The following is a 15,831-nucleotide window of genomic DNA, read 5'->3' as shown; positions in this document are numbered from 1 at the left end:
AACGATATTGCTTCATACAGTTTCGAGAAACAAAGGGAGGATGACATCACATATGAAGATGAACCGCCTCGCGAAATAAAGCTGGTGAAGGTGGATGGTACGTATGGAACGTATCGCGTCGAGGAGAAGATGAAGCCGAGTGATGTGGTGGGGTGTGCTTTGTTATCGTTTTACTTATAGCTTATTTTAGCTAAACAAAAGGCGGATCTCTCCGCCTTTTCGCACGAGATAGCAACTCAAAAGAATTTTGCACAAATTTTGCACAACACAAAAGAATGTTTCGCTCAAACATTGAAATATCAATACTTTTCGGTAAATGGTTATTATCCTCTCGGGCCGCTAGTGAAAACCCTTGCGATGCGGGGGTTTTTTCTTTATCTCCCGCCATATTCGCCGTAGCTCACCCCGATCGAGCGTTTGCGGAAATGGCGGAAAGATCCTGTCATGGCGAATGTATTTCATAAAGAACGAAACGATATCATGCAAGCCTTTGATCGATTTACGGCTTATATCCATGAACATCCGGAGAAGGTGCTGCAGCGCTTGGGGGATGGGGCGTGATGAGAAGTCCACTCTTCATGTTGCATGTATATACATAAAGAACGCCTGCTCGTGACGAAAGAAGCGGCTCTCTCACTAGTTGAGAGAGCCGCTTTTTTAGTAGAATAGAAGAAAAATAGAAACGAAGAATAACATTTCTATACGAAGGAGTTATTCCCATGTCATTGCACGATCTTTTCCGCCAAGTGATGGCCATTTACGAACAAGAAAAACGCGAAAAACTGTCAAAAGAGCGACGGTCGTTTCAGCTGGTGACACGAGCGATTCCAGAGGCGTTGAAAACATTGCCTTTCTTACCGCCTGACCGGTATATGGTGAAAGGTTCTGTCGGTCAAGGGGTGTGGACTGACGTGCCGTGGGTGGCGGTGATGGATCAAGAGGTGACGGATTCGACGCAGCGAGGGTATTATATCGTCTACTTATTCAGTGAAGATATGCGCCGGCTCTATTTGACGCTCGCCCAAGGAGTGACGGAGACGCCGAGAGACGAAATGGAGCGGGTGAAGCGGGACATCCGCCAACTCATTCCCGCTGAAGAACGCGTGCGGACGAATGATGACATCCGTCTTGGCGAAAGCAAACGGGCGAAAGACTACGAACGGTCGGTGGCGGCGTATATCGCCTATTCGTTTGACGATCTGCCATCCGATGAACAACTCGCGCGCGACCTCGAAACGATGATCGGTTATTACCGACAGTATGTGGAGCGAACAGAACCGATGGCACCGCCCGAGCAGGCCCTTTCCTATCGGGAGGCGGTTGAGCATATTCATTCATACATATCCGCCAAAGGGTTTTACTATACGAAAGAGGAAGTGACCAACCTCTTTCTATCGTTAAAAACAAAACCGTTTGTCATCTTGTCCGGCATTTCTGGAACCGGGAAAACAAAAATTGTTCAATGGCTCGCCGAGAGCGTCGGCGCGACGGAAGACAACGGCCGCTTCACCTTAATTCCCGTCCGCCCGGATTGGCACGACGGCTCGGACTTGCTTGGCTATGTCGACATTAAAGGCGATTTCAAGCCCGGGCCGCTCACCAACGTCATCATCGAAGCGGGGAAGCATCCGGACAAGCCGTATTTCGTCGTGTTGGATGAGATGAACCTCGCCCGCGTTGAGCATTATTTCAGCGATGTCTTAAGCGTCATGGAAAGCCGCCGCTGGGAAGACGGGCGCATCACCTCGTCACGGCTGCTGCCGAGAGAAACAGCAGGGTGCGATCTTTTTCTCCCGCCGAACGTCTACATCATCGGCACGGTCAACATGGACGAGACGACCCACCCCTTCAGCAAAAAAGTGCTCGACCGGGCGAACACGATCGAGTTCAACCGCGTCCAGCTCGACCATCTCGATTTTTTGCGCGACTTGCCGACCGTCGCGCCCCTGTCAATCGGACAGGAGCTGTTCGCGGCGCGGTATTTGCATTTGAAAGATGTGTACGCACGCTGCCCAGAGCTTGTTGAAACGGTGACGAAACAGCTCGTGGAGATCAACCGCATCCTCGCGCCGCTCGGCGCGCATATCGGCTACCGCGTCCGCGATGAAATTTGTTTCTACCTTGCGTATAACGAAGAAGGAAAGCTGATGGAATTTGACAAGGCGTTCGACTATTGCCTGATGCAAAAAATTTTGCCGCGCGTCTCTGGAAGTGATGCGAGAGTGCAACGCGCCCTGGAGCAACTATTTACGTTCTGCACTGGCATTGAATTAAATGGGGAATACGATGCTTTGCTTGATTTTACATACGCGAAATATCCAAAAAGCGCCGATAAAATTTTGCACATGTTAAGGAGGTTAGCGAACGATGGCTTTACCTCCTTCTGGATTGGCTCGTGAGGATGTAGAGCTAGTCCATATTGAAACGAAACATTTAACGCTCGTGATCAAAGGAAAGCCATATCACGAGCAATACAAAGGACTCCAGCAATACCGCAAACTCGACTTTCACGAATCGATGGAGTTTTTGGTCAGGGGAGAAGACATTCTTGAAGTGAAGATATTTGATATTGATCAACAAAGACTTGTGGAATGGTCTGAGGGCCACCGGCCGATCTTTTTTGAAAATGGCATTTATCAAATCATCGTTTCTCCAAAAAACGATAGTGAACTAACGTTTTATCATGAATATCCATCATTAAGAAGAGCAGTCGACCGAGTCAACATCGGCAGTCAATACGTACTGATGGGAAACCTTCATTTTCAAAACGAAGTGGGATTATCGACATTTGAAATCCGGAATGGAGATAAAGTCATATTAGAAGTGACGATCGAAATTTTTCCAACGAAATTAAATTATAAGGAAGACTATCAAAAGCTTCTCCAAGAAGTAAGCGATGAAATTTATAATCTCGCCTTTCATTTTATTAAGAAAACGTATCAGCGGGCGAAAGCAAAACTAGACGGCACTCCTTCCCGAAGCGAATTTTTCCGGCTGATGGAGGCGCATTTTCACGACTTCCTCCAAGCCATTCGGCAAATCGAGCGGCAGCCGCACCATCAGCACGTGACGACCCATGTGAAAGCGAGGGGAGACCAGCTTGGCCGCTTGGACCAAAAAGGAAGAAACTATTTGCGGAAAAGACCGCAATTATTTTGTGAAGTCCATAACGGAATAAAGATTCAACACCGTTCACTAATGCCGGTATCCGGCTTAAAAGCGAAAAAAGAATTGACGTATGATACGCTAGAAAACCGGTTTGTAAAATGGATGATGGCACGTTTAATCGATAAATTGCACGATTTATGGGAAAAAGTGCAATCGAAAAACAAACGATACGAAGTAGAAGCAGATCCGGACTTGCTTGCGAAAATCATGAATATGAAACGCGCGCTCGAAGCGAAAACAAACAATGCGTTTTGGCGGACGATCGGGAAACTGGACCGTTCGATCATGAGCCTCGTCTTGCAAATGGCGCCGGGATATCGCGATGCGTATCAAATATTTTTAATCGTGACGCGGGGCCTTGCACTGCAAGGAAAACTGTATCAAATGTCCGTCAAAGACGTGGCGACATTGTACGAGTATTGGACGTTTCTGAAGCTGGGACAACTGTTGGGCAAAAAGTATAAATTGATCAGCCAGGACATAATTCAAGTGAATCGAACGGGGCTGTTCGTCAACTTGGAAAAAAACCGTTCCGCAAAGCGGATATACGAACATCCGCACACGGGCGAAAAAATTATTTTGACGTATCAAAAATACGAAGGAAGGCTGCCGACCATTCCGCAAATTCCGGATACAATGTTGTCGATCGAGAAGAAAGGAAAAGATTATACGTTCAATTACATTTTCGACGCGAAATATCGCATTGATTTCGCGGTGGAGGGAAGCAGCTACCAAAAACGTTATCACATTCCCGGTCCAATGGAAGAAGACATCAATACAATGCATCGTTACCGCGATTCGCTCGTTGTCCGCCACAACGGCCCTTATGAAAGAACCGCCTTTGGCGCTTATGTGTTATTTCCTTGGTACGATGAGGATAGCTATCAAGACCATAAGCTATACAAAAGCATTAATGAAGTCAATATCGGCGGGCTGCCGTTTTTGCCAAACGCGACCCGGTTAGTCGAACAATTGATCGAGCGTCTGATCGAAAAAAGCCCGGAGGAACTGCAACAGGAAGGAATTTTGCCGCAAGGAATTATGGAAGAATGGCGGTCTTCTTTCGATGAAAAAGTGCTTGTTGGAATGGTCCCAAGCGCGCAAAACTATCACACCCATCTGAAGCACCGGTTTTATCATATTCCGGTCAAACGTCTGAAAAAAGGATGGCAGGAAGCGAAATACATCGCTCTTTATCCAAAACAAGGAGCGGCGCCGGTCAATGGAGTTGCTTGCTTTGGAAAGATCACCGATGTAAAGTTTGTAAAACGATACGAAATCAATGAACTGCCAAAAAACAGTTCAGAGGAGTACGTGAGATTCGAGATCGAAAGCTGGCATTTTTTAAAGGACATTATCCGACCGGTCGGCTACGGAATATCTGTCTACACAATGACTACCTTAAATACGTTAAAAGAAGCGAAAGAACTCCCTGAATTGTTTATGAAATCGAAAGAAGAAATCACTTTATGGAGAATGCTGCGGAGACTGTCCGACCGCATTCGCTTTGACCTAGATGACCGATACTTAGATAAAGCGTCTAAAATTACAGCGTACCGCATCAAAGATATTGTCATAAAGCTCGAAGGAGAGCAACTAGTCATCACAAGAGGAACTAAACGCAAAACACTTTCGATTGACGCTTTGCTTAAACAGCCGTCGATGGTGTTTAAGGAAATGGTAAGATTGATGGATAGCGACACCATTTAAAGAAAAATAGCACTAACGGAGGTAATAATCATGAAACACTTGCAGCAAAAAATCATTGAATTTCGCGATGCGCGTAATTGGAAACAGTTTCATACCCCAAAAGACTTAGCGATTTCATTATGCCTGGAAGCAGGAGAGTTGCTGGAAAATTTTCAATGGAAAAGCAGCGAAGAAGCTGTAAAAACAAACTTGGAAAATATAAAAGACGAAATTGCCGATGTAGTCATTTATGCGCTCCTATTATCACACGAATTAGGAATTGACCTGGAAAAAGCTGTTGTTGATAAAATAAAGAAAAATGAACAAAAGTATCCGATTGAGAAGTCGTTTGGGTCAAAAAAGAAATATACTGAATTATAAAGTTGAAAAAGTTTTGGTGATTTGTTAGATTCATGTTCGCTGTTCCAATTGGAATCATGATCGTGTTCACCCCTTGTTTTTTTGGTCACTGTATATGACCTTCCAAGGTGGTGGATTTTTTATGTACATTATGCATTGGTTATGCGTTTTGCAACACGTTCAGTATTACTTTAAACTATAGATGTCAATCGTTATACTATCATTGAGTAAATCAAGAACAAAAAATTATTAGGAGAAATGAAAGAAGCGGATAAACATTTTGGGTCTTCACCATTTTCTGTGATTTCCACTCAACCCCAGAAATATGTTAGCTGGATGAAATCGGTTCATCAGTCAGGATCCTTCTTCCGCATACAGACCACGAAGTTGGTAGAATGGAAACAGTCAAGTGCTTTCCTTGACGGGTTCCATTCTACCAACTATCATACCGATAGCGGAAGAAGAGAGCGCTTAAGCAGCCTGACTACCTGTAGTGTTCCCTGTACACTCCAGAAATACACGCAAACGAAACCGTTCTCGATTTCGATAGCCATATGCCCGGCGTTTGATGTTTTTGATCTTGTGATTCGTCCCCTCGATTCGGGCATTGGTATATGGGCACAAAAAGTAGGAAAGAATCGGCTCCTTCCACCTTTCAAGCGTGTTGGCTGCTTCCTGAAAAGAAGCAAAAGGGCTCTGTTTGGCTAACTGAATCCATTCTTCCAAGCGTTCCTTTGCTTCGTTATATCCATCGGTTCGGTAAAAATCCCGAAACAACTCTTTCAGATAATAAGCAATGGAAAGTACCGGATACTCCTCCAAGATATCGTCCAATCGAAGCCGTTGGTCCTTACGAAGCTTTTCACAGCCTTTTAAGAGAAGATATCGAGCCTTTTTCAATGGAGGAAATTCCTTTCTTGCTTGATCCAAGGCTTGTGTCACTTTTTGAATCACATGGTACTTATCGATGACAATCGAAGCAGATGGAAACAGGGCGCGAACCGCCTTATGATAAGGTTCCCACATGTCAAGAATCACCGTTTGGACCCTTTCTTTCGACAGGACATTTTGGCTCAACAAGTGGAGGGCGGAGTCACATTGGCGATCGGCATGCATTCCCATGACCGATCCGGCTTTGGCATCCATCAATACGGTTTCATACTGATGTCCCTTTTTTACCGCGATTTCATCTAAGCTAAGCACCATCTCTTCTTGAGAAGATGCTTCTATCGCTGTTTGACGCTCTTTTGCTTTTTTCGATGCAATGAAGTAATAGATGCGCTCCAATGTCGTATATGGGATGCGGTGCTTTCGGCTAACCTCTTGAATGGTGGAGCCTTCACAAAGTTCATACAAGTACTCACAAAATCGATTGGTGTAGTGTTGATTGGGTTGAATCGATTCCAAAGAGGCGGAAAACACTTGGGAACAATTCCAGCACCGATAGCGCTTTACCTTTACGAACAAGTACACCGGTTGATGGAAAATCGCCAAATCCCGTACTTTTCTTGTCCGTCTGTCGTGGACAGAGGAAGTGGCAAACCCACAATGAGGGCAGCGTTCCTGTGTCTCTGTTTTCTCTACATGAATCGCATAACCATAGGAAAGAAGTTCTTGTTTAATCACTTTAAATTCTGGCAATCCTAGTGGTATCGAAAGCACTTACGAGACCTCCTTAATGTTGATTTCACCGCTAACATTATTGCCAGGATCTCGTCAGTGCTTTCTCTTTTTTGTCACTAAATCACAAAATTTGGTGATGAACCAACATTTTTTAATAAATTGAAGATAACAGTGAGAGAGCCATGGGACCTTAGGAGAACATTGTCATATGTTGTCAAATGTCTGTTATTGTAAGATAACGTCGAATATAATAGAAATATAGATAACGTCCGGCATGCGAGTAACGTTGGGACTTTATATTTGGGGGGCTAGTTAATGATAACGTCATATCAAAGCAAATACTTTGCTTACGAACTGACAAAACAAAACGCTTCAAATTCGATAGGACGGTTAAGCCAATCTCTCATTAATGCTACGGTCGATTTAAACCCACATCAAGTGGAAGCAGCATTATTTGCCTTTCGTGCTCCATTGGAGAGAGGAGCGATTTTAGCGGATGAAGTAGGACTAGGAAAAACGATTGAAGCGGGATTGATTATTAGTCAATTGTGGGCAGAACGAAAGCGAAATATCCTTATTATCGTACCGCCTCCGCTAAGAAAACAATGGCATCAGGAACTATGGGAAAAGTTTTATATCCCATCCATTATATTAGAAAGCAAGAACTTCAACGAAATGGTACGTTCCGGTCACCGTAATCCTTTTTTGCAACAAGATCAAATTGTGATTACTTCTTATCCGTACGCTCGAAATAAAGCGGATATGATACGAAAGGTCAACTGGAATCTAATCGTTTTTGATGAAGCACATCGCATGCGAAATGTATACAAAAAATCAAATAAAATTGCTCGCACGTTAAGAGAAGCTACAGCTGGTTATCCCAAAATTTTATTGACGGCTACGCCGTTGCAAAACTCGTTAATGGAATTATATGGACTTATCAGTTTTATTGATCCGCATATTTTTGGTGATGAAACGACGTTTAGACGCCAGTTTTCCCGAGGAACGAAAGAAATGTCGGAAATGGATTTTATTGATTTGAAACAACGAATTAAGCCTGTTTGCCATCGTACATTAAGACGGCAAGTGACTGAGTACGTGAATTATACACAGCGTATTCCTATCACTCAAGAGTTTATGCCAACGAATGAGGAATGGGAACTGTATGAAAAAGTATCGGCATATTTACAAAGAGAACATCTTTTTGCGTTACCGGCAAGCCAACGGGCATTAATGACGCTTGTTGTTCGCAAATTGTTAGCTTCTTCTTCGTTTGCTATTTCCGATACATTGCTTTCTCTCATCAAAAGGCTTGAGCAATTGTTAGAACAATTAGATAGCGGAAAAACAGAGATAACTGTAGAACACTCTGATGTTTACGCTGATGTTGACGAATTTGATGATACGGTGGAAGAGTGGGAAGAAGACGATCAGCCATCATACATAGACAAATTATCGCCAGATGAAATGAAGCGTCTTATTCAAGAGGAAAAAGAAGAATTAGAACAATATTATTCTCTAGCAAAATCAATTAAAGAAAATTCAAAAGCGGAAGCATTGCTTATTGCGCTTGAAAAAGGATTTGAAAAATTAAGAATGCTAGGCGCAAATGAAAAAGCGGTTATTTTCACAGAGTCACGTCGAACACAGATGTATTTACGTGAATTTCTTGAACGTAATGGCTACGCTGGCAAAATTGTTTTATTTAATGGCGAAAACCAAGATGAACAGGCAAAACAAATTTATGAGCAATGGTTAGAAAAGCATCGGCATGATGATAAAATTACTGGATCAAAAACAGCAGATATGCGCGCGGCGCTTGTTGAATATTTTAAAGAACAAGCGTCGATTATGATTGCAACGGAATCAGCATCAGAAGGGATTAACTTACAGTTTTGCAGCCTAGTCGTTAACTACGATTTACCTTGGAATCCACAGCGGATTGAGCAGCGAATCGGACGTTGTCATCGTTACGGTCAAAAGCATGATGTCGTTGTGATTAACTTTTTAAATTGTAAAAATGAAGCCGATAAAAAAGTGGATGAAATTCTCTCCGAAAAATTTAGGCTGTTTGAAGGGGTTTTTGGTTCTTCGGATGAGGTGCTAGGTTCGCTAGAGTCCGGTGTCGATTTTGAAAAACGGATTCAACAAATTTATCAGACGTGTCGCACGGCGGAAGAAATTGAACAAGCGTTTAAAAACTTGCAAGCCGAGTTAGATGAGCAAATTCAATTAAAAATGAAAGAAACACGTATGCATCTATTAGAAAACTTCGATGATGAGGTAAGAGAGAAACTAAGAGATCATTATCATCAAACAAGTTTACACCTCAATCGTATGGAACGTTACCTTTGGAATCTATCAAAATATGAAGGAGCAAGAGAGGCAATATTTGATGATGAAACATTAAGTTTTGTCAAAGATTATGAAACATATCAAATGATATCACAAGCAAAGAAGCAAAACAGCCCAAACGTTCATCATTTTCGTTTTTCTCATCCGCTTGCACAAAAGTGGATCGAGCAGGCAAAAAGCCGGGAACTGTTGCCGAAGGAAATTACGTTCCGTTATTCGGATTATAAAGGGAAAGTCAGTATTTTAGAGCGATTGATTGGAAAAGAAGGTTGGTTATCGCTTGATTTGCTTCATGTACAGTCATTAGAAAGCGAACAGCACCTTATTTTTTCAGCAATTGATACAGAAGGTGGACAGCTCGATCAGGAAATGTGCGAAAAAATGTTTGAACTGCCTGCTGTTGAAGGAGAAGAGGTGGAAATTTCTGATTCGATTCGAAATACGCTTCGCCGGATTAGCGAAGGGCAACAAGAAGCAATTTTAAATGAGATTATGGAGAGAGCATCAGCTTATCTTGATTCTGAATTAGAAAAGCTGGAAAAGTGGTCGCAAGACTTGAAAAATAAACTTGAAAAAGATATAGATGAAATGACGGTAGAAATTGAACATTTGAAGCGAGAAGCAAAACTTACACGTAACTTAGCTGAAAAGCTGGAAAAAAACAAGCAAATTAAGGAATTGGAAAAGAAGCGCAACGAGATGCGGAGAAATCTCTATGATCAGCAAGATGAAATTGATGAACAAAAAGATCGCTTATTCGAGGAAGTAGAGAAAAAACTAGAACAACGAACGGCAACTGAGCACCTTTTTACAATCAAATGGAGAATCGTGTAGCAACAGGAGGGATTACATTGGCACAAAAACAAAAACTAGAATTAACATGGATTGGCAAAGACGAACAACCAAAACTCGAACCGCGCATTCTTCTCGAAGACCCGGAACTTTCGTATCATGCAAAAGAACGGGTGTCGGAAAATGATATATTTGATAACCGCCTTATTTATGGGGACAATTTGTTAGCGCTGAAAGCATTGGAACAAGAGTTTACGGGAAAGATTAAGTGTATTTACATTGACCCGCCGTATAATACAGGAGCGGCTTTTGAGTATTATGATGACAGTTTAGAACATTCAATTTGGTTGACTTTAATGAAACAAAGATTAGAAATATTAAAGAAACTATTATCGAAAGATGGGGTTATTTTTGTTCAAATTGATGATAAAGAGATGGCGTATTTACGTATTTTAATGGATGAGATCTTTGGTAGAAGAAATTTTCTGAATATGATAGTTGTAAAAACCTCTGACCCTTCTGGTCACAAAACAGTTAATCCATCTCCATATTCGCAAACCGAATATATATTAATGTATGCAAAGGAGAGAAGCCAATATAACTACGAAATTCAGTATGTGGAATCGGAGTATGATCCTTCTTATAATAAATATATAGTAAATCGCAATGAAAGTTTTGAAAAGTGGAAAATCGTAAATTTAGAAGATATTGTGGCAAAAGAGCTAGGGTTTAATGATGCACAAGAAGCAAAACTAAAATATGGTAAATTGGATTTTCTCGAGAAAATAGCAGAATTTGCTCTTCATAATGCGGATAGCGTATTTCAATTGACTGCAATTAGTGATGCAGCAGGAAAAAATATTGTTAAGATTAGAGATGAGTCTAAGAAAAATAGAGGAGTAATCTACCATATTCCACGCGAAGGTTATGAGGATATCTATGTTCTTAATGGAAGACAAATTTATTTTTATAGTTCCAAAATTAAAGAAATCGATAATAAAAAAGTACCTGCTAAGCCTTTAACTAATCTTTGGACTGATATACCATGGAATGGGATTGCGAATGAGGGAGGCGTTAAATTTAAAAACGGTAAAAAACCTGAAAAATTGATAAGAAGATGTATTGAGATGTCGACAAAGAAAGGAGACTGGGTTCTCGATTCGTTTGCCGGTTCGGGAACGACTGGTGCAGTGGCGCATAAAATGGGACGGCGATGGATTATGATTGAGCTTGGCGAGCATTGCCATACGCATATTATTCCTCGAATGAAAAAAGTCATCGATGGAACGGATCAAGGCGGAATTAGTAAAGCAGTGAATTGGAAAGGCGGAGGCGGTTTCCGCTATTATAAATTGGCGCCAAGTTTGTTGAAGAAAGATAAGTTTGGAAATTGGATCATTAATCCGGAATATAACGCCGAAATGCTGGCGGAAGCGATGTGTAAACATGAAGGATTTACGTACAACCCGGATCCGGAAGTGTTTTGGAAGCAAGGTCAGTCTACGGAGAACGATTTTATCTTTACAACCACACAGCTTGTCACGCAACAAATGGTGGAAAGTATCGTCGAGCAAATGAAAGAAAATGAAACATTGCTCATTTGCTGTAAAGCATATAACGTTAACGTTGAGGATTTCCCGCAAGTGACGATTAAGAAAATTCCGCAAGCCATTTTAAACAAATGTGAGTTTGGTCGCGACGATTACAGTTTAAATGTCAACAACTTACCAATGAAAGAAAAAGAACCAGAACAATTAGAGTTATTTTAGGGGGAAGAGGTCATGAATCGTATCGTTAACGTTATCTCATCTCGGCTTAGTCTCCGTAAACCACAAAAAGAATCATTGGAAATTCTTGCCGAAGTGATTGAACACTTCGGCTTAGATAAACAAAATGATCCACAATCGTTAAAAGAGAAGTTAGCGGCTGTTAATGCATTATTTCCTAGTGTTACTGATTTTGAACGAGAATTTCCGTCGCTCTGTTTTGCGTTAGCCACTGGCGTCGGTAAAACACGTCTGATGGGAGCGTTTATTGCTTACTTACATATGGCAAAAGGAATTCGTAATTTCTTTGTTTTAGCACCTAACTTAACAATTTATGAAAAATTAATCCAAGATTTTACGCCTAATACACCGAAATATGTGTTTAAGGGGCTTTCAGAGTTTGCTAATAAACAACCGAACATTATTACAGGGGATAACTATGATCAGCAAGCCCTCTTTTTAGCTGATCCGTTAGCTGTAAACATTAACATCTTCAACATATCTAAGATTAACAGCGAAGTTAGAGGAGGAAAAGCGCCAAGAATTAAACGGTTAAGTGAATATTTAGGACAGAGTTATTATGATTATTTAAAATCCCTTCCTGATCTTGTTTTATTAATGGATGAATCGCATCGGTATCGAGCATCAGCTGGGGTGAAAGCGATCAATGAACTGAACCCGATTCTTGGTCTGGAGTTAACGGCTACGCCGCAAGTGGAAAGCGGAAACAGAACGATACCATTTAAAAATATAATCTATAGCTATCCTTTGTATAAAGCGATGGAAGACGGATATGTGAAAGAGCCAGCTGTAGCGACGAGAGAAAATTTTAATCCAGCAAAATTCGACAACGAACGAGAGTTAGAACGTTTAAAATTAGAAGACGGTATCCGTGTCCATGAAGAAACGAAATTAGAGCTAGAGTTGTACGCTCGGGAAAACAACGAAAAATTAGTAAAGCCGTTTATTCTTATCGTCGCTCAAGATACGAATCATGCGGAAGAGTTAATGAACATCATTGAAAGTGATGATTTTTTTGAAGGACGCTATAAAGGTAAAGTCATTACTGTTCATTCCAACCAGCGTGGCGAAGAAAAGGACGAAACAATTAAGCAATTGCTTGCTCTTGAGGATCCGAATTCAAAAGTGGAGATTGTCATTCATGTGAACATGTTAAAAGAAGGATGGGACGTAACGAATTTATATACGATTATCCCACTTCGTGCGGCAAACTCCAAAACATTAGTGGAACAGTCCATCGGTCGAGGACTTCGTCTCCCATACGGAAAACGGACGGGAGTTCCAGCAGTCGATCGTTTAACGATTATTGCGCATGATAAATTCCAAGAAATTATTGATGAGGCGAATAATCCTACTTCTATTATTCGTCGTGGGGTTGTCATCGGTCGTGATGTGGCACAGACAGAGAAAAAAATAGTTACTGTTGAGTCAAACGTAGAACGTTCATTAATTGATGAACTAGTTGGAACGACGGAATCCACTTCTCCAGAAGACGAAAAGAAAATAGAAATGAAAAGAAACATTGCGGAAACAATAGTAAAAGCCATTTCTAAGCAGCGCACATTATATAGTTCTAAACAATTAAAAGATCCTGAAGTACAACAGCAAATTGTTAGCGATGTGAAAGGAACATACACAGTATCACAGTTGTCTATATTTGAGGAAGAACCTGAAAAAATGATTGAGAGCATGGTTGCAAGAGCAGTTGATGTACTTCCTAATTTGACTATGGAAATTCCGAGAATTATCGTGCAACCTACAGGAGAAATCTCGTGGGGGTACCGCGATTTTGATTTAAACTGCGATTTAATTCCAAAATTTCAGCCTGTTGCTGAAAATATTCTAATTGAACATTTGCGTACACATCAAAGAGAAGTGTTGCGGATTCAAAAAGATACGAATATGACGGAAGAACGTTTAGAAGATTATCTTGTCTTTCATCTAATGGATTATCCAGATGTTTCCTATGAAGAACATGCTGAATTGTTGTATAAGTTATCAGGACAGTTAATTAATTATCTTCGAAGTTATTTAAAAACGGAAGATGATGTCAAAAATGTAGTAATTTACAATCAAAAACGTTTGGCAGAATTGATTTATAAGCAAATGAAAGAACATTATTATGAAGAGCAAACGAATTATGAAGTGACTGTTCGAATAGGGTTTGATACGTTAAAAGATACCAGTGTCACTGTAGATGTCAATGAAGAAGTGCGCGATTTTCGCCAACCAGTAGCAAATAAAGCGGCGATTCGAAACATGTGTTTTGGCGGATTTAAAAAATGTTTATATCGAACACAAAAATTTGAATCTGATGCGGAGCGAAGATTTGCGGTCATTTGCGAAAATGATCCATCCGTTTTAAAATGGCTGAAGCCAACGAAAAACCATATTAAAATTTATTATAATCAAACACAAGCATATATCCCGGATTTTATTGTAGAAACAGAAGAGAAAATGTATTTATGTGAAATCAAAGCAACAAACAGAATCGAAGAAGATCGAGAAGTAGCGCAGAAAGCACAAGCGGCTATCACCTGGTGCAAATATGCATCCGATCATGCTCGTCAAAACAACGGAAAAGAATGGGTATATTTATTAATTCCACATGATGATGTAGATTCGAATAAGACGATTAAGGGATTAGAGGCAGTGTATAGAAAGAATTAATTTTATTATCTAAACAGATAAGCAAGCCAAGCAGCAGGCTTGCCTATCTGTTATTTTTATATTTTCAATGTATTTGGATCTCCAAAGTATTGTTTGTAAAGTTGTTCAGCGTAATGATCTGTCATTCCAGCTATATAATCGCATACAACACGCTTTTTTGGTTCCCCGTTTTGAATTAAGGCTCGATACTCAGGAGGAAGTAGTCTTTCATATTTGTCATCATTTAAGAGCTCAAACAAGCGATTGACTATCTGGGCTCCTCTGATTTCATACAACGCTACAGTTGGTTTTTCGATGAGAATCTCCCTTACAGCATTTTTTAATCCGTCCATTAACTTTGCTTTTGTTCGCAATCCTAAGCCGTATTTAAAGGAGGTGCCTTTCCGTTGACGTTGTTCTTCAGTTAATTCCACTACACCGATGTCTTTAATAAACGTATCGATTAATGTAGAGGTGAGTGATTTAAATGCAACGTCACCAAACGTCTCACCACAATTTTTATATGCTTGTTGTAATAGTTCTTGAAACTCTTTTCTTAATTCTTCTTTAAGTTGCCCTAATACAGCGTCTATCGATAAAATTCCTGATTTTAATCCATCTTCAAGGTCATGAGTGGAGTAGGCGATGTCATCTGCAAGTTCCATAATTTGTGCCTCTATCGTTTGGATTTTCATTGTTCCGTTATCTTCTAAATTCTGCTTATTTTCTTTATAAAGAAATTTTTGTTTTTCGATTTGTTTTGGAGATGTGTTATAAACGCCATATTTGACAACGGAATATAAAGCTGCTTTTGTTAAGTTCAGACCATCATAATGAGAGCTTTTCTTTTCTAATTTGCAAAGAATGCGGAGTGTCTGTGCATTTCCTTCAAATCCTCCATCGTCTTTCATTAATTTATTTAACTCTTTTTCTGCATAATGACCGAATGGTGGATTGCCAATGTCATGTGCCAAACATGCCATCGCAACCAATGCCGAGTTTACTTTAACACCTTCATGTTCTATTTTTCTAGAAATGGTTGTTCCGATTTGGCTCACTTCAAGCGAATGAGTAAGACGGGTGCGATAGTAATCACTTATTTGAGTGCCGAGAAGTTGCATCTTTCCTTGTAATCTTCGAAATGAAGAAGAATGAAGAACACGAGCATAATCTCTTTGAAACGGATCTCTCCAACCATCTATTTCGTCTTGTTTAGTGGAGATAAATAAATCTTTATATTGGCGAAATGTGTGAAGTTCATTTTGATTGCTTGCTATTTCTTGTCCCTCTTCAATCATCTTTGAAATATCGATTTGACCAGAACTCATGAAAGAACCCCCTTCTCTTTTCTTAGTATTATCCCCCCCTGTTATTTTACAACAATTTAAATAATTGTTGAAATTTTTAT

General features: G+C 40.6%; 8 protein-coding genes. 6 read left to right on the top strand and 2 right to left on the bottom strand.

The window, feature by feature from the left end; translation table 11 throughout:
• Window positions 1–719: 719 nt before the first annotated feature.
• The 3 genes from ACVX3G_RS13490 to ACVX3G_RS13480 are packed head-to-tail and all read left to right on the top strand — an operon-like array spanning window position 720 to window position 5,238.
• Window positions 720–2,399, top strand: a complete 1,680-nt coding sequence (locus ACVX3G_RS13490) for an MrcB family domain-containing protein (protein ID WP_014195552.1) — start codon at window positions 720–722, stop codon at window positions 2,397–2,399.
• Entirely contained in the window at window positions 2,368–4,878 is a 2,511-nt protein-coding gene (locus ACVX3G_RS13485; protein WP_025039194.1) for a restriction endonuclease-like protein, read from the top strand. Before ACVX3G_RS13490 ends, ACVX3G_RS13485 begins: the two co-directional genes overlap by 32 nt.
• A gap of 30 nt (window positions 4,879–4,908) precedes the next feature.
• Window positions 4,909–5,238, top strand: coding sequence for a nucleotide pyrophosphohydrolase (locus ACVX3G_RS13480; RefSeq protein WP_014195554.1), 330 nt, complete (start codon window positions 4,909–4,911; stop codon window positions 5,236–5,238).
• 450 nt (window positions 5,239–5,688) lie between these two features.
• Here ACVX3G_RS13480 and ACVX3G_RS13475 read toward each other — a convergent pair whose 3' ends face one another.
• Window positions 5,689–6,879, bottom strand: coding sequence for an ISL3 family transposase (locus ACVX3G_RS13475; RefSeq protein ID WP_011229816.1), 1,191 nt, complete (start codon window positions 6,877–6,879; stop codon window positions 5,689–5,691).
• A gap of 276 nt (window positions 6,880–7,155) precedes the next feature.
• Here ACVX3G_RS13475 and ACVX3G_RS13470 point away from each other — a divergent pair, with 276 nt between their 5' ends.
• Genes ACVX3G_RS13470 through ACVX3G_RS13460 form a run of 3 tightly spaced genes read left to right on the top strand, consistent with a single transcriptional unit; the run spans window position 7,156 to window position 14,444 of the window.
• The gene (locus ACVX3G_RS13470) at window positions 7,156–10,029 is read left to right on the top strand and encodes an SNF2-related protein (RefSeq protein ID WP_020279647.1); all 2,874 of its coding nucleotides are present in this window, start codon (window positions 7,156–7,158) and stop codon (window positions 10,027–10,029) included.
• 17 nt (window positions 10,030–10,046) lie between these two features.
• Window positions 10,047–11,756: a site-specific DNA-methyltransferase gene (locus ACVX3G_RS13465; RefSeq protein ID WP_014195556.1), complete on the top strand. Its 1,710-nt coding sequence runs from the start codon at window positions 10,047–10,049 to the stop codon at window positions 11,754–11,756.
• 12 nt (window positions 11,757–11,768) lie between these two features.
• On the top strand, window positions 11,769–14,444 hold the full coding sequence (locus ACVX3G_RS13460; protein ID WP_025039169.1) for a DEAD/DEAH box helicase: 2,676 nt from the start codon (window positions 11,769–11,771) through the stop codon (window positions 14,442–14,444).
• A 56-nt stretch (window positions 14,445–14,500) separates the two neighbouring features.
• Here the strand turns inward: ACVX3G_RS13460 and ACVX3G_RS13455 are convergent, their stop codons facing one another.
• Entirely contained in the window at window positions 14,501–15,751 is a 1,251-nt protein-coding gene (locus tag ACVX3G_RS13455; RefSeq protein WP_014195558.1) for a deoxyguanosinetriphosphate triphosphohydrolase family protein, read from the bottom strand.
• Window positions 15,752–15,831: the final 80 nt, after the last annotated feature.

The organism is Geobacillus sp. PLS 41, from assembly GCF_056494105.1.
The sequence above is the reverse complement of the archived record's forward strand: the minus strand, read 5'-3'. Positions and strand labels throughout refer to the sequence as shown.